At 57.3% G+C, this 26,397-nt stretch carries 20 protein-coding genes; 11 read left to right on the top strand and 9 right to left on the bottom strand.

The features are described 5' to 3' along the window. Positions 1–47: 47 nt before the first annotated feature. The 4 genes from coaBC to murJ are packed head-to-tail and all read right to left on the bottom strand — an operon-like array spanning position 48 to position 3,462. Complete coding sequence (coaBC, locus tag ACZCED_RS17785; protein ID WP_462969601.1) at positions 48–1,265, bottom strand: bifunctional phosphopantothenoylcysteine decarboxylase/phosphopantothenate--cysteine ligase CoaBC; 1,218 nt, start codon at positions 1,263–1,265, stop codon at positions 48–50. 10 nt (positions 1,266–1,275) lie between these two features. Next, complete coding sequence (locus ACZCED_RS17780) at positions 1,276–1,557, bottom strand: hypothetical protein (RefSeq protein WP_462969600.1); 282 nt, start codon at positions 1,555–1,557, stop codon at positions 1,276–1,278. Between the two features lies 1 nt (position 1,558). After that, positions 1,559–1,858, bottom strand: coding sequence for an FtsB family cell division protein (locus tag ACZCED_RS17775; RefSeq protein ID WP_462969599.1), 300 nt, complete (start codon positions 1,856–1,858; stop codon positions 1,559–1,561). Next, a complete protein-coding gene (murJ, locus tag ACZCED_RS17770; RefSeq protein ID WP_464861335.1) occupies positions 1,855–3,462 on the bottom strand; it encodes a murein biosynthesis integral membrane protein MurJ in 1,608 nt (535 codons plus the stop codon). Before murJ ends, ACZCED_RS17775 begins: the two co-directional genes overlap by 4 nt. A 110-nt stretch (positions 3,463–3,572) precedes the next feature. Between murJ and rpsT the strand changes: the two genes are divergently transcribed. Beyond that, the gene (rpsT, locus tag ACZCED_RS17765) at positions 3,573–3,836 is read left to right on the top strand and encodes a 30S ribosomal protein S20 (protein ID WP_462969597.1); all 264 of its coding nucleotides are present in this window, start codon (positions 3,573–3,575) and stop codon (positions 3,834–3,836) included. An 89-nt stretch (positions 3,837–3,925) separates the two neighbouring features. Here the strand turns inward: rpsT and lptE are convergent, their stop codons facing one another. Beyond that, positions 3,926–4,447 carry an LPS assembly lipoprotein LptE gene (gene lptE / locus ACZCED_RS17760; RefSeq protein WP_462969596.1) on the bottom strand — a complete coding sequence of 174 codons (522 nt, stop codon included), beginning with the start codon at positions 4,445–4,447 and terminating at the stop codon, positions 3,926–3,928. A gap of 168 nt (positions 4,448–4,615) precedes the next feature. Then, entirely contained in the window at positions 4,616–7,210 is a 2,595-nt protein-coding gene (leuS, locus tag ACZCED_RS17755; protein ID WP_462969595.1) for a leucine--tRNA ligase, read from the bottom strand. 305 nt (positions 7,211–7,515) lie between these two features. On the opposite strand from leuS, the gene ACZCED_RS17750 reads away from it, so the two are divergent. The 9 genes from ACZCED_RS17750 (at position 7,516) to ACZCED_RS17710 (ending at position 19,917) form a co-directional block, all read left to right on the top strand. Continuing rightward, positions 7,516–9,009 (top strand): Rne/Rng family ribonuclease, encoded by a 1,494-nt coding sequence (locus ACZCED_RS17750; RefSeq protein WP_464861334.1) that lies wholly within the window; start codon positions 7,516–7,518, stop codon positions 9,007–9,009. Between the two features lie 183 nt (positions 9,010–9,192). Continuing rightward, a complete protein-coding gene (gene yajC, locus ACZCED_RS17745) occupies positions 9,193–9,564 on the top strand; it encodes a preprotein translocase subunit YajC (protein ID WP_464861333.1) in 372 nt (123 codons plus the stop codon). Between the two features lie 165 nt (positions 9,565–9,729). After that, positions 9,730–11,280 (top strand): protein translocase subunit SecD, encoded by a 1,551-nt coding sequence (secD, locus tag ACZCED_RS17740; protein WP_462969592.1) that lies wholly within the window; start codon positions 9,730–9,732, stop codon positions 11,278–11,280. A gap of 74 nt (positions 11,281–11,354) precedes the next feature. Then, positions 11,355–12,389, top strand: coding sequence for a protein translocase subunit SecF (secF, locus tag ACZCED_RS17735; RefSeq protein ID WP_462969591.1), 1,035 nt, complete (start codon positions 11,355–11,357; stop codon positions 12,387–12,389). After that, on the top strand, positions 12,390–13,541 hold the full coding sequence (gene dprA, locus ACZCED_RS17730; RefSeq protein WP_462969590.1) for a DNA-processing protein DprA: 1,152 nt from the start codon (positions 12,390–12,392) through the stop codon (positions 13,539–13,541). Then, positions 13,534–15,828, top strand: a complete 2,295-nt coding sequence (gene topA / locus ACZCED_RS17725; protein WP_462969589.1) for a type I DNA topoisomerase — start codon at positions 13,534–13,536, stop codon at positions 15,826–15,828. Before dprA ends, topA begins: the two co-directional genes overlap by 8 nt. 94 nt (positions 15,829–15,922) lie before the next feature. Continuing rightward, positions 15,923–18,220 (top strand): Tex family protein, encoded by a 2,298-nt coding sequence (locus tag ACZCED_RS17720; RefSeq protein WP_462969588.1) that lies wholly within the window; start codon positions 15,923–15,925, stop codon positions 18,218–18,220. 21 nt (positions 18,221–18,241) lie between these two features. Continuing rightward, on the top strand, positions 18,242–18,673 hold the full coding sequence (dtd, locus tag ACZCED_RS17715; protein WP_462969587.1) for a D-aminoacyl-tRNA deacylase: 432 nt from the start codon (positions 18,242–18,244) through the stop codon (positions 18,671–18,673). A 284-nt stretch (positions 18,674–18,957) separates the two neighbouring features. Beyond that, positions 18,958–19,917, top strand: a complete 960-nt coding sequence (locus tag ACZCED_RS17710; RefSeq protein WP_462969586.1) for a P-loop NTPase — start codon at positions 18,958–18,960, stop codon at positions 19,915–19,917. Positions 19,918–19,922: 5 nt separating this feature from the next. On the opposite strand, the gene ACZCED_RS17705 is transcribed toward ACZCED_RS17710, so the two are convergent. Continuing rightward, on the bottom strand, positions 19,923–21,356 hold the full coding sequence (locus tag ACZCED_RS17705) for a mannose-1-phosphate guanylyltransferase/mannose-6-phosphate isomerase (RefSeq protein ID WP_462969585.1): 1,434 nt from the start codon (positions 21,354–21,356) through the stop codon (positions 19,923–19,925). Between the two features lie 85 nt (positions 21,357–21,441). Then, entirely contained in the window at positions 21,442–22,749 is a 1,308-nt protein-coding gene (locus tag ACZCED_RS17700; RefSeq protein WP_464861332.1) for a CinA family nicotinamide mononucleotide deamidase-related protein, read from the bottom strand. Positions 22,750–22,943: 194 nt separating this feature from the next. Between ACZCED_RS17700 and ACZCED_RS17695 the strand changes: the two genes are divergently transcribed. Further along, positions 22,944–24,398, top strand: coding sequence for a TrkH family potassium uptake protein (locus ACZCED_RS17695; protein ID WP_462969583.1), 1,455 nt, complete (start codon positions 22,944–22,946; stop codon positions 24,396–24,398). 127 nt (positions 24,399–24,525) lie between these two features. Here the strand turns inward: ACZCED_RS17695 and trkA are convergent, their stop codons facing one another. After that, positions 24,526–25,932, bottom strand: coding sequence for a Trk system potassium transporter TrkA (gene trkA / locus ACZCED_RS17690; RefSeq protein WP_464861331.1), 1,407 nt, complete (start codon positions 25,930–25,932; stop codon positions 24,526–24,528). Positions 25,933–26,397 lie beyond the last annotated feature (465 nt).

Raw genomic sequence — 26,397 nt, 5'->3', positions numbered from 1 at the left:
CTCTCGTAAAGGACAGCTTGTTCAAAAGCGTCATGGATTCGGTGATCTCAGGAAACGTCTCTCTTTTGGACCAGGTCGGCCACACGGTCGAGGATCAGGTGGGCAACCGCATCCTTGTCCATCACATCGAGGATCTCTTTTCGGCCGTCTGCAAAAAAAAGGGTCATGCGGTTGGTATCGGATGCGAATCCGGAATCGGGTGGTCCGATCAGATTGGCGGCAATCATGTCCAGATGCTTCTCTTCCAGTTTTTTCCACGCATGGGTTTCCATATCCCGGGTCTCAGCGGCAAACCCCACAACAATCTGATGTTTTTTCCGCTGCCCGACGGTTTTCAGGATGTCCGTGGTGCGCTCCAGGGTCAGTTGCAGGCGGTCCTGACGCTTTTTAATCTTGTGGGGCTCGGCGTTGACGGGCCGATAGTCGGAAACCGCCGCCACCTTCACGACCACGTGGGATTGGTCGAGGCGGTCAAAAACGGCGGCGGCCATATCGTCGACGGTGACGACCGGCACCACCTCGACGTTTTGTGGTGGATCTAGGCACACGGGACCGGTGATAAGGGTTACCCGGGCACCACGGTATTCAGCGGCCCGGGCAATGGCGTAGCCCATCTTTCCGGAAGAGGGGTTGCTGATAAACCGAACCGGATCGATGGCTTCCCGGGTTGGCCCGGCGGTGACCAATACATTTTTACCGGTAAGGTCGTCGGGCGTAAGGAAGCTGGCCAGCCGGTCCACGATTGCTGCGGGCTCCGGCAGCCGGCCCGGCCCCACCGTACCGCAGGCCAGCGATCCTTCGCCGGGTGCCAGAATGTGGTAGCCGTCAGCTTCGATCTGTTTAAGGTTGCGTCGATGGGCAGGGTGTTCGAACATGTTTGAATTCATGGAGGGGCAGATCATTACCGGGCAGGTTACCGCCAGCATGAAGGTGCTCAGGGCATCGTCGGCGATGCCATGGGCCAGTTTTGCCACCATGTTGGCCGTAGCCGGCGCGATGATCACGCCATGGGCCGCTTCCGCCCATGCGATATGCCGGATGGCCGCGTCATCCGTGGCGCCGAAAAGATCGACACACACCTGGTTTTCCGACAGCACCTCGAAGGTCATGGGACTGACGAATCGGGTGGCGCTGCGGGTCATGATCACCCGTACGCTGGCCCCCAGCTTCACCAGCCGCCTGAGAAGCTCTACGCTTTTATAGGCGGCGATTCCGCCGCATACACCCAGAACGATCGGTTTACCATGCAGAACGCTTTTTTTCATGTCACTCAGATCACTTATTTTGAACGCGGCATTGTTGAAGGCGCCGGATTGCATTGCGCCTGACCATCAGGCGAACCCACCGCTCGATCAGACCGGAAATATCATGCCAGTCACCCGGGGGATCTGGCAGCATGGATGTCACCGCCTCCAGCGCCTGCTTGAGATCCGGCCGATCGGGGGTCTGATCCAACAGATAACGGTAGATCCGGGCGGCCTGCTCATATCTGCCCTGATCGGCGTAAACGCGGGCCATCGTCACCGTATAAAAAGTCTTGTCCCCTGTGCTTTCCATATCATTTCCTTTGCCCCGTGGAGCCCGGGAGAATAACGATTACATCTTCTTTGCCGATCATGCCCAGTTCATTGCGGGCCACGCTCTCGATGAATACTGGATCGTTCTTCAGCCGCCCGATGGTACGATACAGGCTGACATTCTCCCTGGCCAGTATCTCGTTTTGCTGCACCATGGTCTGCTCCTTTACCCGCAACCGGTGCAATTCCACCAGGCCGTTGTCGCCAAAGACGATCAACAGCATCAGATTGAACAGGGCAACCACGGCCCCTGCAACGATGATCTTCCGGCGACGGTTCATGACCGGTTTAGACTCCTTTTGATCAACACCATCACTTTTTGCCATTCCGGGACCTTCATCACCCAGGCCGCCGCGCAAAAGATAGCGACACCGCCGAGGATGCCGGCGCTGATTCCCACCAGTTGCCGCAGACTGTCCGTTGCGGTTCCAGGCGGGATGAAAAACCGGCTGGTCAGCACCACACCGACAGCCATGAGTCCCGATGCGGCCAGCGTCTTCAGGCAGCTGGAAAAAATGAGCCGCCACCGGATCGCTCCGAGCCTCTTTCTCAATACATACACCAGGAGCGCCAGGTTCACAATGGAGGAGAGCGCGGTGGACAGGGCCAGTCCGCAGTGCAGCATCGAACCCATGAGGGCCATACCCAAAAGGATGTTGGTCGCGATAGAAAAAATGGCACTGATTACCGGTGTGCGGGTATCCTGCATGGCGTAAAAGGCTGAAACCACGATACGCACCGCAGCGAAGGCCCACAGCCCCAAAGCATAATACAAAAGGGCATCTGCGGTCAATCGTGCAGCCTGGTTGTCAAAGGCACCCCGCTGGAACAGCAGCGCCACGATGGGTTCACGCAGAATGATCAGTCCGATCATGGCCGGGATGGTCAGAAACAGTACCAGGCTCATAGAGTGACAGAACGTCTCACCCATCCCGGCAAGGTCGCCTCTGGTCGCCTGTCGCGACAGACTGGGCAGCACAGCCGTGGCCGCCGCCTGGCCGAAGATACCCAAAGGGAACTGGACCAGACGGTCGGCGTAGTAAAGGTAGGAAACGCTGCCCTCGGGAAGCAATGAGGCCAGCAAGGTCCCCACCAGGATATTGATCTGATAGACCGCCGCTCCGAAAATAGCGGGGAGCATGAGGAGGCCGACGGTTTTCATCCGTGGGTGCCACAGCCCGGAGCGCTGCCAGAACCGGACACCGTATTTCACCAGAAAAGGCAGTTGAAGCGCCAATTGAAACATCCCGCCCACCAGCACCCCAACGGCCAGCCCCATAGCGCGCACCGTTTCCGAATCCGAAAACCGGGATACGCAAAAAACAGCGCCGATCATGGCCACATTCAAAAATACCGGCGCAACCGCAGGAGCCGCAAAATGCCCCAGCACATTGAGAATCCCCATGCACAGGGCCACCAGCCCGATGAGAATCACATAAGGAAACATAATGCGGGTCAGCAGTACCGTCAGGGCCATTTTTTCCGGGGGTTCGGCAAACCCCGGTGCCACCGTTTGGACAATGACCGGTGCCGCGACCACGCCGGCAATCGCAATTACCGACAGGCAAATCAGCAACAGCTTCAGGGAACTACCGGCCAGGCGCAGGGCATCCTTACGATCCTCACTGGCCATGGCATCCGTAAACACCGGCACGAAAGCAAGGCTCAACGATCCTTCACCGAACAGACGGCGCATCAGGTTGGGAATCCGGAAGGCGGCGATGAAGGCATCCGCCGTCATCCCGGCGCCAAAAAAAGAAGCCAGAACCATATCCCGAATATAGCCGAAGACCCGGCTGAGCAGGGTCGCCACGCCCACCACACCGGCGGCACGGGTGACATGGCGGTTCTCACTTGTTACCTGGTGCCTGGCGTCGGAATACATAGGATCCTGGTCTTGAATGGAAGGCACAATAACCCTTGACTTGCCCAATTTTTTTGGATATCAGGAAGTTTTGTGTTTTCCCAATAAATTTCCGAAAGGAGTAACAGAAGGTGGCCAACCATAAATCAGCATTGAAGCGCGCCGGGCAGAATGAGCGTCGGCGCCTGCGGAACAAAGCGGTTCAAACTCGGGTAAAAAACGTGGTCAAGGATGTGCGCCTTGCCGTGACTCAAGATGCGGGAAATGCCGTTGAGCATCTTAACGCAGCCAAATCCGCCATCGACAAAGCGGCGAAAAAAGGGGTGCTCCATAAAAAGACCGCCTCCCGCAAGATTTCCCGTCTCAACCGACTGGTCAACGCTCAGCAAGCCTGACCCGTAACGCCCCCCGCAGTCATGAAGAAGCGGCGGTGCATGCTCGTTTCCGGACGTGTTTAGACTGCAGGAGCGCGGTTCCCCAAGCATCAGAAATCATCCGTCAGGCGGTTGAAGGCGGATTCAGCCAGTTTTTGCGATACGACGGCAATGGCATCGGACTTGTTCTGATCCGTTGCCGTTTTATTTCCATCCACAACCGAATAGGCCTGGCGCTCAACGAGATTCCCCGAGGCCCAGAGTATACGACCCTCAGGAGATTCCAGCCGCAGGCTCAGTATGCCGGTCACACGCCGCTCCACCGCAGTCGAGACGGTGGAGCGGGCAATATTTTCCACCGAGAGTGAAACGATGGTGCCGGTCAGGATACTATCGGCCGAAGCACGTTCCTGGGCCAAACTTTCCTTGCGTTTCCGGGTGAATTCATAGATCAGATCGTTGGTGAAGATGCTCTCCGCACCGCTTTCGGCAGACCGGTTCTCCAGAATGGGTATGAAGACCCGGGATACACCGGCCGGAAATTCCCCGCTGCCGGCGAAGTGGTAGCCGCAGCCGAACATCCAAGCCGTCAGGGTTGCGGTCATGCATGCATATATCGTCCACTTTACCATCAACTTCTCCGGATGGAAAAATTTTTAAGCTTAAAGTGGTTAAGTGATTAAATTGAGGAATACTATCGATCAGAGGGAAAACAGGTGCCGATTTTATTTACCGCAGACATGTTAAATAGAATCTCGCATCCCCAACTTCACACTTAAAACTTAACGCTTAACACTTTTTTATATTACGATATTAACCAGTTTATTCTTTACGGTAATCACTTTTTTAATGGGTTTTCCGTCGATGAACCGGAGGATTCGCTCGTCGGCCATGGCCCGTTGCTTCAGCGTCTTGTCATCCGTATCCAGAGCGGCCGAGAACCGGCTGCGCAGTTTTCCGTTGACCTGGATCACCACCTCGACTTCCGCTCTTACCGTGGCCGCATCGTCGAATCGCGGCCAGCGACTCAGTAAAATACTGTCCGTGTGGCCAAGGGCCTCCCACAACTCCTCGCAGAAATGGGGGACAATGGGAGACAGCAGCAGGACGCCCGTCTCCAGGGCAAACCGCATGGTCCGATTCCCGGCGCGATCCGACTCGGATTCATCGATGGCCTGCATGGCGTTGACCAGTTCCATGACAGCGCTGATGACCGTATTGAAATGGAATCGATCCTCGATATCCTGGGTGACCCGCTTGATGGTTTCATGGGTCTTTCGATAGAGTTCCCGGAAGGGTTCATTTAACCCCTGGACGTCCTTTGGGCCGGGTTCGCCATCGTCAAGCAGCGGCAGCCAGCGGTCGGCCAAACGCCAGACCTTCTGGAGGAAGCGGAAACTGCCCTCTACCCCCTGCTCGCTCCATTCCAGATCGCGTTCGGGCGGCGCGGCAAACAGGCAAAACAGCCGGGTGGTGTCGGCCCCAAATTCGTCGAGCAAAATGTTCGGGTCGATGACGTTCTTTTTGGACTTGGACATCTTTTCCACCCGCCCGATCACCACCGGCTTGCCGCATTGCAGGCAGGTCCGCCGGGCGTCGCCGTCTTCCGCGACCTGTTCGGGAAAAAGGAAGCCGTGTTCCTCGCATGCAGTGGTCTCCTTGCAGACCATGCCCTGGGTGAGCAGCCGGGTAAACGGCTCCTTGAACGTCACCAGCCCCAGGGATTCGAGCACCCGGGTAAAGTAGCGGGAGTAGAGCAGATGCAAAATGGCATGCTCCACACCGCCGATATACTGATCCACCGGCATCCAGTAATCGACCGCCCGCGTGTCGAACATGGCCGTATCGCAACGGGGGCTGCAGTAGCGCTCAAAATACCAAGAGGACTCCACGAAGGTGTCCATGGTGTCGGTCTCCCGCCGGGCATCGTCCCGCCCGCACTGAGGGCAACGGACCTTGCTGAAAGCCGCCAGCACGGGGAGCGGCGAACGTCCGCCGTCGAGCAGGCCGGCGTCTTCGGGCAGCACGATGGGCAGGTCCGCCTCGGGTACGGGAACGATGCCGCAACTGCCGCAGTGAATCATGGGGATGGGCGCACCCCAGTAACGCTGTCTGGAGATGCCCCAATCCCGCAGCCGGAAACTGATGGTCTTTTTGCCGATACCGTTTTTTTCCATGAATGCCGCAATGGCTTCCATGGCATCCCGGTTGCCCAATCCGTTGAACTCCCCGGAGTTGATCATGGTGCCGTCGCCGGTATAGGCAACACTCATGCTGCTGCCGTCAAGTTCCTCGTCCTGAGGGCTGACCACCACGATAACGGGCAGGCCGTATTTGCGGGCGAAATCGAAATCCCGCTGGTCGTGGGCCGGCACGGACATGACGGCGCCGGTACCGTACTCCATCAGGGCGAAGTTGGCCGTATAAATGGGCATTCTGCGGCCGTTCATGGGGTTGATACAATAGGCGCCGGTGAAGACGCCTTCCTTTTCATAGCTTTCGATGGCCTTGGTGGAGCGGTCCTGAAGGGAGATGCGCTCGACAAAAGCCGCCACGGAGGCTTCCTGGTCCGTTCCAGCCGCCAGTTCGGGAACCAGCGGGTGCTCCGGTGCCAGACACATGAACGTGGCTCCGAAGACCGTGTCCTGGCGCGTGGTGAACACGCTGATGACCGCCTCGCTGTCCGCCACGGGAAATCGAATCTCCGCGCCGACGCTTTTCCCGATCCAATTGCGCTGCATGGTGGTCACTTTTTCCGGCCAGCCGGGAAGCATGTCGCAATGGACCAGCAGGTCCTCGGCAAAGTCGGTAATCTTGAAAAACCACTGCCACAGCTTCTTCTGGCGCACCGGTTTGCCGCAGCGCCAGCACAACCCCGCCTCCACCTGCTCGTTGGCCAGCACGGTCTGGCAGGGTTCGCACCAGTTCACATAGGACTCTTTGCGGTAAGCCATGCCCCGTTCGACCATCTTGAGGAAAAGCCACTGCTCCCAGCGGTAGTATTCCGGACGACAGGTGGCCAGTTCCCGATCCCAGTCATAGGAGAATCCCAGCCGTTTAAGCTGGGTCCGCATGGCGTCAATATTTTCATAGGTCCACTTGGCCGGATGGGTGTCGTTGGCAATGGCCGCGTTTTCAGCCGGCATGCCGAAGGCATCCCAGCCCATGGGGTGCAGGACATTGAATCCGCGCATCCGCTTGTAGCGGGCCACCACGTCTCCGATGGTGTAATTTCTCACATGTCCCATATGGATCTTACCCGATGGATAGGGAAACATCTCCAGCAGGTAGTATTTTTTCTGGTCAGGCTTCTCGACGACATTGAACAGCCGGTCGTTGTGCCAGCGGTTCTGCCACTTTGTTTCGATGGTCTGGGGATCGTAACGTGAATCCATGAATCGTCCTATCTTCTTGCGAACATTATTAATTTAGTATGGCCAACGTGCATCCTCATGCCATAAAGCCCGGTAAAGATCAAGAGCCGTTGTGGCCGTCCGACAGACCGGAAACGCCCTTCTTGCCGTCGTTTGCCGGGGTTTATAGCGGCTCCGGCCGGTCAACGGCCGGACGGTGATCGTTTTCGCTGACCCGGCTTTTTATGGATATTGCCTAAAAATCCGTTGACTTGATTGTAACAATTCCTTATTTATACGAATTTAACATCGTCAACCAAAAGCGGAAGGAACAGAACCGTCACCTAATGACTAGTAAAATTCTCATCAATGCTGTTGACTCTGAAGAGGTTCGCCTCGCCATCGTCAAAGACAGCCGCCTGGAAGAATTTCACATTGAAAGCACAGCCCGGGAAATTCTGCACAGCAGTATATACAAAGGTGTGATCACCCGCATCGAACCCAGTCTTCAGGCCGTGTTCGTGGACTTTGGCGGCGAACGTCACGGCTTTTTACAAAAGCAGGAGATCCACAGCGACTATTATCAGGGCCCACCGGCCAACGGTAACACCATCCAGAACCTCGTGAAGCGTGGCCAGGAGTTGATGGTGCAGGTGACCAAGGACCCCATCATGAAAAAAGGGGCCATGCTCACCACCTTCATTTCCCTGCCCGGACGCTATGCCGTGCTGATGCCGGGAAGCGACAGCCGGGGCATCTCGCGCAAGATCGAAGAGGAAACCGAGCGCAAACGGCTCAAGGAAATCGTTGAAAAGCTGGACCTGCCCGATGGATTCGGCATTATTATCCGAACCGCCGGCCAGGGTTGCACCAAGACCATGCTGGCCAAGGATGTCCAATACCTGCTGCGCCTGTGGAAAAGCATCACCGCCCGGGCCGTGAAGGCGCAGGCACCCTCCGCCCTTTACAAGGATCGAAACCTTGCCGTCCGCTCTATCCGCGACCACTTCACCCCCGACATCAAGGAAATCCTGATCGACGACGAAGCCGTCCATCAGGAGGTGAAAAGCTTCGTCCAGATCATTGCGCCGAAACAGACCGGCATCGTCAAGTTCCATAAATCGGACAAACCCATTTTCACCCGGTTCCAGCTGGAAGACCAGATCGCAACCATTTTCGACAACCGGGTTACCCTCAAGTCCGGTGGATCGGTGGTGCTGGAGCGCACCGAAGCGTTGGTGGCCATCGACGTCAACTCCGGCAAAGGCACCCAGAAAAAGAATGTCGAAGAGACGGCATTGATGACCAACCTCGAAGCCGCGGCGGAAATTGCCCGGCAGTTGAGGATCCGTGACTTAGGCGGCCTCATCGTCGTGGACTTTATCGACATGCGCGAGCAAAAGCACCGCAACCAGGTGGAAAAGACCCTTCGCGCCAGCATGAAACAGGACCGGGCCCGGGTAAAAATCGGTAAAATTTCAAAATTCGGCCTGCTGGAACTCTCCCGCCAGCGCCTGCGGCCATCCATCGATTTTGGCAGCATGGAAACCTGCTCGCGCTGCAACGGAAAAGGCCAGGTCTCCTCCACCGAATCTCTGGGGCTGAGTTTTTTAAGGAAGCTGAAACTCGATACCCTGAAAGCGGATATCCTTCAGGTTACGGCACAATTGCCCGCCGCGGTGGCGACCTACCTGCTCAACCGCAAACGCAAGGAACTGAGCGACCTGGAGAGCAAACGGTCGATCGGAATCACCATTTTCGCCAGGGATGACCTGATCCCCGGCCAGATGGAGGTTTCCTACGACAAAAAAACCAAGACCGTGGAGACCCCACCCATATAGGCCTTTCCGGCCATTTCATTCCCGCGGTGGATTGCTGTCCGCAAGAACCATTTGACGGGGCGGGTGATTTGCAGTATACCAGCGCCACTTTTAACGGTTGGCAAACAGGTGTGACGCCGATGAACGCGATTTCAAGATTCACCGGCGCCCGCTTGAAATATCTGACAGGAGGTTTTGATACCAATGAATATCGCTTACGCAATGGGACAGGGGGGGGCGGGAGCCCCGGGTGGTTCGGGAGGATTCGCGTCGTTCATTCCGCTGATTCTCATGTTTGTCATCTTTTATTTTCTGCTCATCCGTCCCCAACAGAAAAAGACCAAAGAGCACCGGCAGATGATTGACAACCTGAAAACCGGTGATCGGATTATCACCAGCGGCGGCCTTCACGGACGGATCACCGGCGTCACGGAAAGCGCGCTGACAGTTGAAATTGCTGAAAAAGTTCGGGTGAAAGTCAACCGGAGCAGCGTGTCCGCGCTGATGCAGACCTCCCCGCCCCCGGCCGCGCCCAAAAAAGAAAAAAAAGACAAAACCGACAACAGCAAAGCCTGATTTTAAATCGGTTTCCTCTAAAAAGCCCCATTGCCACCGGACCATTAACCCGATTCGACCGCAGTTTCGCCTGCTGTCGGTCCAGGGGTGACACGGCGGCTGGGGCTTTGGCGTGTATATCGTGAAAGGAACGAAGCGTTGAAGAATCTTTCGTGGAGACTCATCGTGATTGCGGCGGTTATCCTTGCCGCCGTAGTGTATGTGATTCCAACATTTCAACCCGGCGTCTGGCCCCACAATAAAATCAACCTGGGACTGGACCTTCAGGGCGGCATGCACCTGGTGCTGGAAGTCGATGCGGACAAGGCCGTTGAAAACACCATCGAACGGGTGGGCCAGGAGATGCGGGACCTGCTGAGAAAAGAACGGATTCGCACCTTGGGCATCGAGCGGGTGGAAACCGTCAAGTTGGCTGTCAAGGTCGCCGAGGAGGACAACGTCAAGCGCTTCGAAGAACTGCTGGACGAAGAATTCGGAGATCTTCGGATTGCCGGCCGCACCGTCAAGGACGGTGTGCTGAAAATCGTCCTGGACCTTCCCGACAGGGAGGCCGACCATATCCGCAAGCTGGCGGTGGATCAGGCCCTGGAGACCATCCGCAACCGCATTGACCAGTTCGGGGTCAGCGAACCGGACATCCGCATTCAGGGAGAGCGACGCATTCTGATCCAGCTGCCGGGCATCAAAGACACCCAGCGCGCCAAGGAACTGATCGGCAAGACCGCCCTGCTGGAGTTCAAACTGCTGGACGAGGATCACGACGTGAACGCCGCCCTGAGCGGAAACGTTCCCGCCGGCAGCGAGATTCTCTACGAGACCAAAGAGGACCCGGCCACCCGCCGCGTTCAGAAGATTCCCTATCTGATCAAGAAGCGCACATCCCTGACCGGCGCATATCTGACCGATGCCCGGGTGCAGATCGACAGTCAGTACAATGAGCCGTATGTCTCGATCACTTTCGACAAGAAAGGCGCCCGGATCTTCGAGCGCATTACCGGGGAGAACGTGAAAAAACGCCTGGCCATCGTGCTGGACAGCAACGTCTACTCCGCACCGGTCATCCAGGACAAAATTGCCGGCGGAGAGGCCCGGATTACGGGAAATTTCACCACCGAAGAAGCCCGGGACCTGGCCATCGTGCTTCGTGCCGGTGCGCTGCCGGCACCCGTTCAGATTCTGGAAGAGCGCACGGTCGGCCCCTCCCTGGGTACCGACTCCATTCAGATGGGCCTGCTTTCCATGTGCGTGGGTGGCATCCTGGTGATCCTGTTCATGGTCGTCTACTACAAAGGTTCGGGAATTGTGGCCGATTTTGCCCTGGTGCTCAACATCCTGCTCATCGCCGGCGGGTTGGCTGGATTTGGCGCCACGCTCACCCTGCCCGGTATCGCCGGTATCATCCTGACGATCGGCATGGCCGTGGATGCCAACGTATTGATATTCGAACGGATCCGGGAAGAGATGACTCTGGGCAAAACACCCAGGGCCGCCGTGGACGCCGGCTACGACCGGGCAACCCTGACCATTATGGATGCCAACGTCACCACCCTGATCGCCGCCCTGGTGCTGTTTCAATTCGGCACCGGCCCGGTAAAGGGTTTTGCCGTCACCTTGAGTCTCGGGGTGGTGGCCAGCCTGTTCACCGCGTTGGTGCTGACGCGGGCCATATTCGATTATTTTCTGATCACTCGCAAGGTTCGAACCATCAGCATCTGAGCCAGACGGCCCCGGTCCGAGCAGGCATTTGCACCTTGGCCGGCAATGGAAAACCACAATCAAGGACTTGATTCATGCAGTTTATCAAACCGGGTATAAATATCGATTTCATTGGGAAGCGCAAGATCGCCTTCGTTCTTTCGGTGGTGATGATTCTGATCAGCATCGGCTCACTAGTCGTGAACAGAGGACCCCGCTACGGGATCGACTTTGCCGGCGGCACCCTGGTCCAGGTCAAATTCGAAGCACCCGTCACGATCGACCAAATTAAATCCGGACTGGCAGCCTTGGACCTGGCCGCTTCCGCGGTGCAGCAATTCGGCCAGGCGCACGACCATGAGTACCTCATCCGTACCGATGCCACCAACCCGGCCATGGAAGGGCTGTCGGAAAAGATCGAAAAAAACCTCAAGGAGGCAACCCATGTGCCGGTGGAGATCCGCCGCGTCGAGATGGTCGGCCCCCAGGTAGGTCAGGACCTGCGCGAAAAGGCCCTGTTCGCCATGTTTTACGCCCTGCTCCTGATAACCGTATACATTTCCGGTCGTTTCGAACTGAAATGGGCGATAAGCGGCATTGTCGCGGCCGCCATCATGGGGGCGGTCTACCTGCTCTCCCTGTTCCATGTCTCCGTTCCCTTTCTCATGCTGGCCGCCCTGATCGTCTCTCTGGTCATCTTCTGGTTTTTTGAATTCAAATATGCCATGGGGGCCATTGTGGCCCTGATCCATGACGTGACCATTACCGTGGGCATGTTCTCCCTGTTCGACAAGGAATTCACCCTGCCCATCGTCGCCGCGCTGCTCACCATCATCGGCTATTCACTCAATGACACCATCATCGTTTTTGACCGCATCCGGGAAAACCTGCGCAAGTATCACAAGGACCCCCTGAGCACTATTTTGAACAAGAGCATCAACGAGACCCTGAGCCGCACCATCCTCACTTCGGGAACGACGATGATCGTCGTGGTTGCCCTGTTCGTCCTCGGTGGCGGAATCATCCACGATTTTTCATTCGCCCTGCTGGTCGGAATCCTGGTCGGCACCTATTCGTCTATCTTCGTGGCCAGTCCCATCCTGCTGGCATGGCAGACCCGGAGAAAATAGATGGTTTCATTACGGCCCTGGTTCGCCCTGAAAAGCGTGCCAGGGGTCGGCAACCTGTTGTTTCGACGGCTGGTGGAGCACTTTGGGTCCCCCGAAGCCGTTCTGTGCGCGGACGACCCTGCATTGCAGGCGATCCCAGGGGTCACCGCCCGTTTGGCCGCAACCATACGACGCCACCGGGTACCGGATGCCGTTGACCGGGAACTGGAAGCAGTCCGGCAAAAAGGCTACACCATCGTCACCCAGACAGATCCTGCCTTCCCCTCGCTCCTGCGCCAGATTCCTGACCCGCCGCCTTTTTTATACGTTTACGGGACGCTGCCGGCCATGGGGTTGAACATCGCCGTCGTGGGGTCCCGCAACGCCACCGATTACGGCATCTCCACCACGCGCCAGCTTTGCATGGATCTGGTCAGGCAGCAGGTGAATATCGTCAGCGGCATGGCCAGGGGGGTGGACACCGCAGCCCATAAGGGGGCCATCGCTGCCGGCGGGTGTACGGTCTCCGTTTTAGGCACGGGTCTGGATCAGATTTATCCAAGGGAAAATACGCGGTTGTTCCACCAGATCGCCGAAAATGGCGCGGTGGTCACCGAATTTCCCCTCGATACCGGCCCCGACGCGCATCATTTTCCCGCGCGCAACCGCATCATCAGCGGCATGTGTCACGGCACGGTGGTGGTCGAGGCCACCGGCCGGAGCGGCTCGTTGATCACCGCCCGTCTGGCCGCCGAACAGAACCGGGAGGTGTTTGCCGTGCCGGGGAACATTCACTCGTTTAAAAGCGTCGGGACCCACACCCTGATCAAAGCGGGTGCCAAGCTGGTGGTGCATGCCGGGGATGTCCTGGATGAATTTCACCACCTTCAAACCCGCGAGCTGCCGGTGACAAAGCCCCCGGCACCGGCACCGCCGGCATTGACGGACGACGAAGCCATGGTTATCGATAGTCTTGAAGCCGATGCCGTCCACATCGATGACCTGGCCAGGCGCCTGACGCTTTCGTCGGCCCGGCTGTCCGGGCTGCTGCTTCAGCTGGAACTCAAAGGGCTGGTCATCCAATCACCGGGTAAACGGTTTTGCCTTTCGCCCGGCATCGATCGACAACAACTGAAACAACGCAACGCAAACCAAGAGGTATCCAGTGAGTAAACCCCTGGTGGTCGTAGAATCACCCACAAAGGTCAGAACCATCAAAAAATATCTCGGCAACGACTACAACGTTGCCGCTACCGTGGGACACATCAAGGACCTGCCCAGCAAAGACCTGGGCATCGACATCGAGAACGACTTCGCTCCGCAATACAAGACGATTCCCGGCAAAACCAAAGTGTTGAGCCAGCTGAAGTCGGCCGCCGGTGATGCGACGGACATCTATCTCGCCCCTGACCCGGACCGCGAGGGGGAGGCCATCGCCTGGCACACCTCCGAAGTGCTCAAGAAAAAAGGCCGCCATTTCCACCGGGTGCTGTTTCACGAACTGACCAAAAAGGCGATTCTCGAGGCCATGGCCAAGGCCCAGGATATGGACCGGGACAAATATGAAGCCCAGCAGACCCGCCGCATCCTGGACCGACTGGTGGGCTACCAGATCTCGCCTCTGCTGTGGCGAAAGGTGAAAGGCGGCCTCAGTGCCGGCCGGGTGCAGTCCGTGGCCGTGCGCATTATCTGCGACCGGGAACGGGCCATTCAGGCGTTCACACCCGTGGAGTACTGGTCCATCACCGCCAATCTCAAAGGAACGGCACCGCCGGCATTCGCAGCCAAGCTGGTGCGCAAAAATGGGGAAAAAATCGAAATCCCTGATGAAGCCGCAGCGGCGGCCATCTTGAAGGATCTGGAAACTGCTCGATTTGTCGTCGACAAGGTCGTCAAACGGACCACCCGGCGCAACCCTTTGCCGCCCTTCATCACCAGCAAGCTGCAGCAGGAGTCGATTCAAAAGCTGCGCTTTTCCGCCAAAAAAACCATGATGGTCGCTCAGCAGCTCTATGAAGGCATCGACCTGGGGCCGGGTGAACCCGTGGGGTTGATCACCTATATGCGCACCGACTCCACCCGCATTGCCGACGAAGCGGCACAGGAAGCGTTGGCCTTGATCAACCAGCGGTTCGGCAAGGAATACGCCATCGACCGACCGCGCTTTTTCAAGAACAAGAACAAGGCGCAGGACGCCCATGAGGCCATCCGCCCGACCTCGGTCCATCACACGCCGGACCAGGTCAAACGCTATCTGTCCAAGGATCAGCTGGCCTTGTACACCCTGATCTGGCAGCGTTTCGTAGCATCCCAGATGGCCCAGGCGCTCATCGACCAGAAAACCCTCTCCATCGCCGCCGGCGACTATACGTTCACTGCCAGCGGCTCTTCGATACGATTTCCCGGCTTTCTCGCCGTGTATCAGAGCACCGACGACGAAGCGGAAAGCAACAAGAAAAGCCAGCCGCTGCCGGAACTGGCGGAAAAGTCGCTTCTGGAGCTTCTGGGAATCGATCCCAAGCAGCATTTTACCCAGCCCCCCCCACGGTTTTCAGAAGCATCCCTGGTCAAGGAACTGGAGGAAAACGGCATCGGCCGGCCAAGCACCTACGCGGCGATTCTCTCTACCATTCGGGGCAAGGGATATGTGGAACTGGTCAACAGGTATTTCAAGCCCACGGAATTGGGCTTTATCGTCAACGACCTGCTGATTGCCAGTTTTCCGGAAATCCTTGATGTGGAATTCACCGCGCGCCTGGAGACCGATCTGGACCGTGTGGAGCAATCCGAAGTAGAGGCACTGACCATCCTCAACCAGTTTTACGGCCCCTTCAGTCGCAAGCTGGCAGAAGCCGGAGAAAGCATGCTCAGCGTCAAGGGCGTGGGTATGCCCACAGGCCTGACCTGCCCGCTGTGCCAGAAAAACGCCCTGCGCATCAAGATGGGTAAAAACGGTCATTTCCTGGCCTGTTCCGGCTACCCGGAATGCACCTATTCCAGCGATTACGAGCGGAATGAAAAGGGGATCATCGCCCCGGTTGCACCGGTTCAACAAAGCGAAGCGACCGATAAAGTCTGCGAGCTGTGCGGCAAGCCCATGGTGGTCAAACGTGGCAGATACGGGGATTTTCTGGCATGTACCGGCTACCCGGAATGCAAACATACCCAGTCTCTCAACGGCGGTCCCAATGCCAAGCCCACCGGTGTCGCCTGCCCCGAAAAGGACTGTGACGGCGAGATCGTGGAAAAATCCTCCAAACGGGGTAAGATCTTCTACGGCTGCAACAGGTATCCGAAATGCAGTTTTGCCAGCTGGGATAAGCCGGTGGCAATCCCCTGCCCCGCATGCGGCAACGCCTACATGGTAGAAAAAACAACCAAACGGGACGGCACTTCGCACGTCTGCCCCGAGCGCGACTGCCGGCACCGCCAGGCACCTGTCGAGCAGACGGAAAACTGAGTTCAGAAGACGGTGGCCGGATGAGTCCTTCGTCCATGAACGATCCATATTTTTGCCGTGCGTTACTTTCAACCCAATAAACCCGACGAATTCAATGAACCCAACCAACATCACCCATATCGGCCTCATCAGCGCAGAAATGCATCTGGACGAGGCCCAGATCAAATCCGTTGCTCAGCTGCTGGAAGACGGGGCCACGGTGCCCTTTATTGCCCGCTACCGCAAAGAGGCAACCGGCAGTCTTGACGAGGTAGCGGTTTCCACCATCCGGGACCGGCTGACCCAGCTGCAGGAGTTGGACAGCCGGCGGGAGGCCATCCTGAAGTCTCTGGAGCAGCACGGCCATCTGACAGAGGATATCAAGGCCCAGGTGCAGGCCGCGAAGACGATAAGTGACCTGGAGGACATTTACCTGCCCTTTCGGCCCAAGCGACGAACCAAGGCCACGATTGCCCGCGAAAAGGGATTGGAGGCCTTGGCCCTGGCCATCCTGAACCAGACGGGTGCGGACCCGATCGCCCTGGCCGACGGCTACGTGGACCCTGAAAAGGACGTCGATTCCGTTGAAGCGGCCCTGTCCGGCGCAAGGGACATCATTGCCGAAACGATCAACGAAGACCAACGGGCCCGGTCGCGGGTTCGCGACCTGTTTTTTGAAAAAGCGACCATCACCAGCCGCGTAGTCGCCGGCAAAGAAAGCGAAGGGGCCAAGTACAAAGACTACTTCGAGTGGGAAGAACCCGTGGCAACCGCGCCATCCCACCGGATCCTGGCCATGCGCCGTGGAGAGAAGGAGGACATGCTGGGCCTGTCCATCGCCCCGCCGCCGGAACTGGCCATCGCCATACTGGAGGACCTTTTCGTAACGGGCGACGGCCCCGATGCCGAGCAGGTGCGAACCGCAGCCCATGATGCCTATAAGCGCCTGTTGTCCCGCTCCATGGAAACCGAGGTTCGGGTGGCCATCAAAGAACGGGCCGATGCAGAAGCCATCCGGGTTTTTTCCGACAATCTTCGCCAACTGTTGCTGGCCTCCCCCTTGGGGGCCAAACGGGTGATGGGCATCGACCCGGGTTTTCGCACCGGCTGCAAGGTTGTGTGCCTGGACCGCCAGGGAAAGCTGCTGCACAACGATACCCTTTACCCCCACACCTCGGAGCGACAGGCAGCGGTCGCCGCACAAACCCTCTTAGGCCTGTGCCGTCAATTTGAGATCGAAGCGGTGGCTGTTGGCAACGGCACCGCCGGCCGGGAGACCCAGGCCTTCGTGGAAGCAACCGTCGACGCCAAATCGCTGCCGGTGATCATGGTCAACGAAAGCGGCGCATCGGTGTATTCGGCATCGGAAATCGCCCGCCAGGAATTTCCCGATCACGACCTTACCGTGCGCGGCGCCGTCTCCATCGGCCGCCGGCTGATTGATCCCTTGTCGGAATTGGTCAAGATCGACCCCAAGTCCATCGGCGTGGGCCAGTACCAGCATGACGTGGACCCGTTTGCCCTGAAAGGGTCCCTGGACGACGTGGTGGCCAGCTGTGTCAATGGTGTGGGGGTCGAAGTGAACCAGGCCAGCGTCCAGCTGCTGACCTATGTATCCGGACTAGGGCCGCAGTTGGCCAGAAACATTGTCAACCACCGGGACGAACACGGCGCCTTTAGCGGCCGCGAAGACCTGAAAGCGGTCAAACGGCTGGGACCCAAAGCATTCGAACAGTGCGCCGGTTTTTTACGGGTCAAAGGCGGCAAAAACCCACTGGATGCCAGTGCGGTCCACCCGGAAAGCTACCCGGTGGTCCAGGCCATGGCCGGAGACCTGAACTGCAGCGTGGCCGACCTGATGAACGATGCCGGCCTGCGCAAAAAAATCGATCTGAACCGCTATGTCACCGAGGCCATCGGACTGCCGACCCTTACCGACATCCTGGACGAACTGGCCAAGCCCGGCAGGGATCCCCGGGAGCCCTTCGAGCATTTCTCTTTCGATGCCAACGTCTCTTCCATCCAAGACCTTGAACCGGGCATGAAGCTCCCCGGGATCGTCACCAACGTCACCAATTTCGGCGCATTCGTAGACATCGGCGTTCACCAGGACGGGTTGGTCCATATCAGCGAGTTGTGCGACCGATTCGTCAAAGCCCCGTCAGATGTGGTCAGCGTTCAGCAAAAAGTCACTGTCACGGTGATGGCGGTGGACCTTTCCCGCCAGCGCATCTCGCTGTCCATGAAAAGTGAGCCGGGAAAACGACCGGCACCGAAGCAGCGTGAGGATCGTCCACGACAATCAAGGCCGGCCGGCAACCGGCCCAAACCGAAAACCGCTCCCAAACCGGCATCGCCCGCGCCCTTCAACAACCCCTTTGCCGACGCGTTCCGCAAAACGTCCGGCCGGTAGAAAGGGTTCCCTGTGATCGCCGTGGTTCAGCGAGTCCTAAGCAGCAGCGTCACCATTGACGGAGCAGTGGTGGGCACCATCGGTTCCGGTGTCAATGTACTCCTGGGGGTGGCCGATGGTGACGGCGAAACCGATGCCGAATACCTGGCCGCCAAAGTGGCCAACCTGCGTATCTTCGAAGACCAACAAGGCAAAATGAACCGCTCATTGATCGAGATGGGGGGCCAGATGCTTGTGGTCTCGCAGTTTACCCTGCTGGGGGACTGCCGCAAGGGCAGACGGCCCTCATTCATCCAGGCCGCCGCCCCGGATCTGGCCGAACGGCTCTACCTGCATTTCATCGAAAAGGTCAATCAACTGGGTATCGATGTCCGGACTGGCCGATTCGGTTCGATGATGCAGGTCGACATTGTCAACGATGGACCGGTCACCCTGCTGGTTCACAGCCGATAATCCCATCCCGCACCAGCTTTTCGATTCGTACCGACTTTCCTTAAAGTTTCACGCCAATTGTCCGATACCTCAAATCATGCGGCCTACCATGCGATTGAAAGGCCCGCCATTGGACAGGTGACGACTGGCTTTCGGGCTTTACGGAAAACAGCTTCCACAGGCGATGAGCGGTATGCGCGGTGGGAGACGGTATATGGCGGTTTGAAACCGCTCCTTCAGCCGGGTCCAAGGCATGATCGGTGGCCACCACAAAGCATGAATGTTGAATATTGACAGGCGAAGGCATGTTCCCAAAAAACACTCCGAAGAAAAAAGACACTGCCGGCCCCGGCAAGATGATCGCCATTGGCGGCGCCAAGGGCGGTATCGGAAAGAGCCTGTTCGTGGCCAATCTCGGCGTTTTTCTCTCCCAGATGGGAAAACGAACGGTGGTGGTGGACCTGGACCTGGGGGGAGCCAATCTGCACCTTTACATGGGTATCTGGAGCCTGACCCGACGTATCGACGATTTCCTCACGCTGAAAGTGCCCACCATCAGCGACATCATGACGCCGACCAAATACGGGCCCACGCTCATCGGCGGCGGAGGGGGGAAGTTGGGGTCCGCCAACCTTCATTTTTCACGTAAGCTGAAGCTGCTGCGGGCCCTGAAAACCATCGATGCGGATTATGTGATCCTGGATCTGGGTGGAGACACCACCTACAACATCCTCGATTTTTACCTGGCGGCCGACCAGGGGTTCGTGCTGACCACCTGCGAACCCGCTTCGTATCTGGATGCCTACGGGTTCATAAAGATGTCCCTTCACAGGAAGCTTTCCCGCCTCTTCGGCCCCGAATCCGATTACCGCAAATATAAGGATTTTGAGGTGGCGCGGCTGATCAACGCGTTCATCTACTCCAACACCTCGACCAACGGCCGCCACATGAGCGATCTGGTTGAACAGATGGCGCATTCAAAGCCCACCCATCAACGACTGATAACCGAACTGCTGGACCGCTTCAGACCGGGCACCGTGGTCACTATGTCCGATGCGCGGGAACAGGTGGACGAACTGGTGTCCCGCCTGAAAAAAGTCTCCGAAAAGATGCTCTCCGTCCAACTGAACCACTTCGGCTGCGTGGCATTTGACCGGCAGATCCAAAAAAGCGCCAAGGACCTGGTGCCCAGCGTGGCCAAAGCGCCGGACGGCGCCTTTGCCAAGGCCTTGCGGCGCATCGTATTGAAGATGGAAATGGCCTGAGCGGTTCACCCCTCGCGGTGCCGGCCGTAAATATCCTCGAGCCGGGTGATATCATCCTCTCCGATATATCCGCCGGTCTGAACCTCGATCAGTTCCAGGGGAATTTTCCCCGGATTTTCAAGTCGATGGGCGATACCGGCGGAAATGTAGGTCGAACTGTCCTCTTTGAGTACGAGTTGCTCGTCCGCCTTGGTGACCAGTGCAGACCCGCGGACAACGATCCAGTGCTCGGACCGGTTGAAATGCTTTTGAAGCGACAACACCCCGCCTGGCTTGACCGTGATCCGGTTCACCTGGAATCGGTTGCCGGCCACCAATTGATCCACCGTACCCCACGGCCGGTAAACCCGCTTGTGCGTCCGTGTCTCTTCACGATTCTGGGACTTGAGCCGGTCCACCAGCCCTTTGACGTCCTGGACCCGGTCCCGGGGGGAAATCATCACCGCATCCGAGGTCTCCACGACGATGTGATCCTTCAATCCCACCGCTGCGATCAGGCGGTGGTCGGCGTGCAGGTAGGAATCCTCAACGTCGTGGAGCACCACATCTCCCTTGACCACATTGTGCAAATCGTCTTTCTCGCCAACCTGCCAAAGGGCTTCCCACGATCCCAGATCGTTCCATCCTGCCTCCAGGGGCAGCATGGCCCCGCTGTCTGTTTTTTCCATCACGGCATAGTCGATGGAGTCACTGGGGCAGGCCGCAAAGGCGGCTTTGTCAAGGCGGAAAAAATCCAGGTCGGACTGGCCCTTTTCTATGGCTTTCCGACAGGCAGCGACAATGTCGGGGACAAAGCTATCCAGTTCCTTCAGCACCTGCGAGGCCTTGAACATGAACATACCGCTGTTCCAGCAATAAGCTTTCGAGGCCACGTATCGCCGGGCGGTTGCCAGGTCGGGTTTTTCCACGAAGGCCGCAATGCTCACCGCCGCAGCATCTCCACCGGCCGGCGGCAACGGGTCGCCCATTTTAATGTAGCCGTATCCGGTTTCCGGTTTGTCCGGAACGATTCCGAAGGTAATCATTCGGCCCGCCTGGGCGTAGGCATGCCCCGACTCGATCACTCCCCGGAATTTTGCGGATAGCTGAATGTGGTGATCGGCCGGCAGGATCAACAGCACGGGATCCTCTCCCGCCTTTATTGCCCGTATGGCCGCCACGGCCAGGGCGGGTGCGGTATTCCTGCCCACCGGTTCCAGGATAATTGAACTGGCCTTGATGTCGATCTGGCGAAGCTGTTCGGCCACCATGAAGCGGTATTCGTCGTTGCATATCACGACCGGTGTTCCTGCACCGTCCAGGCCGTCCAGCCGAAGGACCGTATTTTGAAGCATGGTGCGCTGGTCAACCAGGCTGATGAGCTGCTTGGGATAAAGGGCTCGGGAAAGCGGCCAGAGTCGGGTACCGCTGCCGCCTGCAAGTATAACCGGTAGAATCATCGACCAACCTCTTGGGGGTTCTGGGTTCTGTGTTCAGCTTTGAGCCTTCAGCCTTCAACTTTTTGACTGATCAGCTTATCAGCTATTAAGTTCCGGGTTCGCCTTTGCACGTTGAGCCTTCAGCTTTTCCGCGGCCCACCGATTTGTCTGTCCCCAACAAATTCCTGCGCAGGATATCCAGGGCCGCCATGGAAAAGATCTGCTTGTTCATCAGGCGCTTTCCGAATGGGAAATAAAGCCGACGGCCGAAGGAGCGGTCCGGTCCGGCGTACCCGACGCACACGGTTCCCACCGGTTTGTCTTCGGTCCCGCCGTCCGGGCCGGCAATGCCGCTGGTGGAGAGCCCGTAGGTGGTGCCGGCAACCCGCCGCACCCCTTCGGCCATCTCCCGGGCCGTCTCTTCGTGAACCGCGCCGTGTTTTTCCAAGGTTTCGGGCCTGACACCCAACACGTCGATCTTGGCCTGGTTTGAATAGGTGACGCCGGCAAAGAAAAAATAGGCCGAACTGCCGGCTACATTGGTCAGCCAGTTGGCAAGCAGCCCGCCGGTGCAGCTTTCCGCCAGCCCGATGGATGCCGATCGTTCCAACAGCAGTCTTCCCACCACCGCTTCCATCCGCTCGCCGTTTTCGGATATCACGTTGCGTCCCAACCGTTCCAGGGCCCACTGCCCCGCCCCGGCCATGCGTTGATCCAGCTTGGCCGGATCCGTGTCACGCCCGTAAAGCTTGACCTGAATCTGAGGAAAATTGGCACGAAGGCCCAGCTTGATACCCGGGAAGGCGGCTTCCACACCGGCCACTTTTTCACCGGCCAGCGATTCAGGCAGCCCGAAGGTGGTAATGGTCTTCACCCGGCTGTGCATGGCCGCATCGCCCTGCAGGGAAAGCATGCCAGGAATCACGTGCTCGTCCAGCATGCGTCTCATCTCATAGGGCACCCCCGGGAGAAAGAAAAACCGACAGCGCCCAACAGCCAGGGAAAACCCGGGGGCAGTGCCCACCGGGTTGTACAACAGTTGACTGCCTTCGGGAAGCAGCGCCTGCTTGCGGTTGGATTCGGTCATGGGACGGTTGAACTTCTTGAAAAAGCTCTCGACATTCTCCAGGGCTGACTGATTCAACGTCAGCCTAACACCGGCCGCTCCGGCTGCCGCTTCGGCAGTGAGATCATCGGTGGTGGGCCCCAGTCCGCCGGTGACCACCGCCAGATCCACACGATCGCCGATCTCACGAAGGGTGGCGACCAACAGGACCAGATCGTCCCCCACGCAGGTGTGGCGCATCACTTGGATGCCGTTTTCTTCCAGCTTTGCCGAAATATAGGCCGAGTTGGAGTCAACCAGGGCGCCGGACCGGATCTCGTCTCCCGTTGCCAGAATTTCCGCTTTCATTTGACCGCATCCTTAATATGCTCAGATGTATCGAGTAGGATCATCGCACTGGACAATAGCGGCACCGGGACGAATGTGTCAACGAAACAATCGCCGCAAGGGAACAGACCTTTTGCTTTTTCAAGGGACCTGGGATATGAATTGCCGCTAAACTCAATTTTCTTTCGACCCTAACGATAAATCTCCAAAAACCCATGCACCTGTTTTCCATTCTTCATGTTTTCGGCACCCTGTTCATAGTCACGGGCATCTCCATGCTGTTGCCCCTGGTCTGTTCACTGATATATGCTGAAGGGGATTTTTTGGCGCTGCTTGTTTCCGCCGCATTGACCCTCTTATTGGGCTTGCCGTTATGGTGGCTTTTCAGGAAGCACCTGGACTTGAGTATCAAAGACGGCATATTCATCGCCGCTTTCGGCTGGGTCGTCGTTTCAGCGCTGAGTGCCATTCCCTTCATGATTCACGGGTCCATCCCGTCCTTCACCGATGCCTTTTTCGAAATGATGTCCGGTTACACAACTACCGGCGCCACCATCCTGACGGACATCGAGGTGGTGCCCCACGGGCTGTTGTTCTGGCGCAGCGAGACACACCTGTTGGGGGGTATGGGGTTTTTGACCCTCACGGTCATCTTCCTGCCCCACGGCATGGGCGGGCTGCGCATCTTCCGGGCGGAGTCATCGCCGGGCCAGGTTCTTACCAAAGAAAAATTCCATGCCCGAAACCGGGATACCATGGTCCGCCTATGGATCATCTACATGGTATTGAACCTGGCCCAGACCCTTTTGCTCTGTTTCGGTGGGATGTCCCTGTTCGACTCACTGTGCCACGCTTTCGGCACCGTATCCACCTCCGGCTACTCACCATGGAACGCCAGCATCGGGCATTACAACAGTGCCTATTTTGACTGGATTATCATCCTGTTCATGTTTCTTGGCGGTATGACGTTTGTGCTTTTCTACCAGATCGTCCGGGGGGATTGGCGGGCGCTGGGCATTAACACGGAGTTTCGCTGGTACCTGGGGCTCATGCTCTTTTTCTGCGGCATGGTCTCCTGGATACTGTGGAAGGAGAACACCTACGGCCTGATGGATGCGATCCGCTACGGGACCTTTCAGGTGACCAGCCTGTTGACCACCACCGGCTTTACCACTGCCGATTATGAAGGCTGGCCCCATGCCTCCCAGATGTTCTTGTATGCCGTGTGCTTTATCGGCGCCTGCGCGGGATCGACCACCAGTGGGATCAAGATCGTCCACTATGTGGTCCTGTGCAAATTCATGTCGGCCGCCATCAAAAAAATATTCTTCCAGCCCATGTCCGTCATCTCGGTGCGCCTGAACCAGCGCCCGGTTGATGACGCCATCATTCACCTGTCCATCTGTTATTTCATCGTTAATATTTTTATGGTGTTGGGAGGTGGGTGTGTGATGGTGCTCACCGACGATATGGATTACACGACCGCCATGAGTTCGGTCATCGCCGCCCTCATGAACATCGGGCCGGGTTTTGGTGCGGTGGGGCCGTCGGAAAATTATGCATTTATTTCCGATACGGGCAAGTGGTTTCTTTCCTGGAACATGCTGGTCGGTCGCTTGGAGATGTTCTCCGCGCTGGTGATCTTTTACCCGTCCTTCTGGAAAAGATAACCTAAAAATGACTATCGGCTCAATCTCTGCGTTGGATACTGGTTTCAAGTCCTCGACATACTGCAGTATGCCTGCGGGTTGAAACCAGTATCCGCCTTGACCTTGAACCGATCTCCTATTTTTAGGATCAACCCAGAAAAAGCTTGTGCACATCCTTAAGATGCAGCGATTTGCAGATAACGATCACGCGTTCATTGGGAAGGATGCGGGTATCACCAACGGCGATTTTCCATTGGTCATCGCGGTAGACGCCGCCGATCAGGATTTTCCCGCGAAAATCCGGATCGATTTTGGAAAGCGGAATTCGCGTGATGGGAGAATCCGGCGCCGCTAATATCTCCACCACTTCAGCGTCAAAACCGTGAAGGTGGGCGACCGACAGCAATTCCCCGCGTCGGATGAACTTCAGGATTTCGTTGGCCGCCAGCACCTTCTTGTTCAGGGCGATGTCCGAACCGCTGGTGGCGGCCAGCACTAAATACTCCTCTTTATTCACCAGCGATATCGTTTTGCGATCCTTGCTGCGAGCGCCGCCATTGCTCGTGTTCATCAGGTGTTTGGCCAGCATGCAGCTCATGATGTTGGTTTCATTCTCGCCTGTCGCCGTGATAAAGGTGTCCATGTCTGTCAGGCCGGCCTGCTCGAGGGCGTCGGCATCGGAGCCGTCCCCGTGAAGCACCTCGACGTCGGTCAGCAGATGGCACAGATCGGCGGCCACGGTTTCGTCCTTTTCGACGATTTTCACCCGAACGTCCTTGCCCATCAGTTCGGCCACACGGCAGCCCACCAGCCCTCCGCCCAGGATCATCACCCGGTGCCGCCGCTGCTGTTCGACCCCGGTCAGGGCCATCAGTTTGGGTAGATCCTGCTTCGAGGCCATGATCAGCACCTGGTCCTGGGGAAGGATTTCATGATCGCCGCCGGGCAGGATGGTGGTAATCCCCCTGGCGATGGCCACGACCCTGAACGGAAAGGTGTTGTGGGTCATGGAGAGGGTCTTCAATTTCTGGTGGGCCAGGGGCGACCCCTCGTGCACACGGGTAGCCATGACCTGGGTCTGCCCGTCGGCGATATCGATGATCTCATTGCCGGCCGTCCGCTTGACCAGCCGGACAATTTCCTGGGCAGCCAACTCCTCCGGGTGAATGATCAGGTCGATCTTCAGGTCATCGGCGCTGAGTACCGAATCCTTGTTATCGAAATCCATGGAACGGACGCGGGCAATCTTCAGCGGAATGCCAAACCGGTCGGCTATCATTGCCGACAGCATGTTGACCGCGTCGTTGTCGGTCACGGCAATCAGCACGTCTGTGTTCTGGGCATTGGCTTCACGCCAGCAGGCGATGCTCATGGCCGAGCCCTGAATAAGCCGGGCGTCCAGCTGCCCGTCAGTATGGCGGATCAACCGGCCGTCCGGTTCGATGGCGGTAACGGCATAGCCTTCATGGACCAACCGTTTGGCCAGGTAGGTGCCCACGCCACCGAGGCCCAATATCAGTATGTTTTCCGCAGATGACTTTTTCTTGCCCAGCATGAATGCCATTCCTTGTGTCTGGCCCGACAAATAAAGGGGCTCTTTGTTTTATATAAACCCCACACCATTGTCAACGTGGCCGGGCCGTCATATCAGCAGGCGCCTGTCGGGGTGTCGCCTTGATTCGGATGCAGGCGCCACCTGACAGAAAACAAAAAAGCCGCTCGTGCGGTGAGAACCGCTCAAACGGCAGTAAATAGGAGATTACATATATTTTAAGTGGCGTCCCCAAGAGAACGCCAGAGTTTTCATTGTTCCTGTAAATACAGCTAAATACTGAGTTTTAACGGTCTGTATCCAAAAGGAAAGGGGTAAATACACACTCTCCTTTTTGGTGTCAAGCATTTTTTTGATGGACGAACATAAATCTGATAATTTTGGTGTCAATTCCGATTTAGCTCAAATTTTCATGGTGCTGATCATAAAATCCATCCACCTACCCTACCACACTAAACCACTATATGA

This window comes from Desulfosarcina sp. (assembly GCF_055467485.1).
This window is presented reverse-complemented; position numbering and strand designations above follow the sequence as displayed.

Coding starts and splice junctions, on each gene's coding strand:
- coaBC (WP_462969601.1), bottom strand. CDS start 1,265: ATGAAAAAAAGCGTTCTGCATGGTAAACCGATCGTTCTGGGTGTATGC.
- ACZCED_RS17780 (WP_462969600.1), bottom strand. CDS start 1,557: ATGGAAAGCACAGGGGACAAGACTTTTTATACGGTGACGATGGCCCGC.
- ACZCED_RS17775 (WP_462969599.1), bottom strand. CDS start 1,858: ATGAACCGTCGCCGGAAGATCATCGTTGCAGGGGCCGTGGTTGCCCTG.
- murJ (WP_464861335.1), bottom strand. CDS start 3,462: ATGTATTCCGACGCCAGGCACCAGGTAACAAGTGAGAACCGCCATGTC.
- lptE (WP_462969596.1), bottom strand. CDS start 4,447: ATGGTAAAGTGGACGATATATGCATGCATGACCGCAACCCTGACGGCT.
- leuS (WP_462969595.1), bottom strand. CDS start 7,210: ATGGATTCACGTTACGATCCCCAGACCATCGAAACAAAGTGGCAGAAC.
- ACZCED_RS17750 (WP_464861334.1), top strand. CDS start 7,516: ATGACTAGTAAAATTCTCATCAATGCTGTTGACTCTGAAGAGGTTCGC.
- yajC (WP_464861333.1), top strand. CDS start 9,193: ATGAATATCGCTTACGCAATGGGACAGGGGGGGGCGGGAGCCCCGGGT.
- secF (WP_462969591.1), top strand. CDS start 11,355: ATGCAGTTTATCAAACCGGGTATAAATATCGATTTCATTGGGAAGCGC.
- dprA (WP_462969590.1), top strand. CDS start 12,390: ATGGTTTCATTACGGCCCTGGTTCGCCCTGAAAAGCGTGCCAGGGGTC.
- ACZCED_RS17720 (WP_462969588.1), top strand. CDS start 15,923: ATGAACCCAACCAACATCACCCATATCGGCCTCATCAGCGCAGAAATG.
- ACZCED_RS17710 (WP_462969586.1), top strand. CDS start 18,958: ATGTTCCCAAAAAACACTCCGAAGAAAAAAGACACTGCCGGCCCCGGC.
- ACZCED_RS17705 (WP_462969585.1), bottom strand. CDS start 21,356: ATGATTCTACCGGTTATACTTGCAGGCGGCAGCGGTACCCGACTCTGG.
- ACZCED_RS17700 (WP_464861332.1), bottom strand. CDS start 22,749: ATGAAAGCGGAAATTCTGGCAACGGGAGACGAGATCCGGTCCGGCGCC.
- ACZCED_RS17695 (WP_462969583.1), top strand. CDS start 22,944: ATGCACCTGTTTTCCATTCTTCATGTTTTCGGCACCCTGTTCATAGTC.
- trkA (WP_464861331.1), bottom strand. CDS start 25,932: ATGCTGGGCAAGAAAAAGTCATCTGCGGAAAACATACTGATATTGGGC.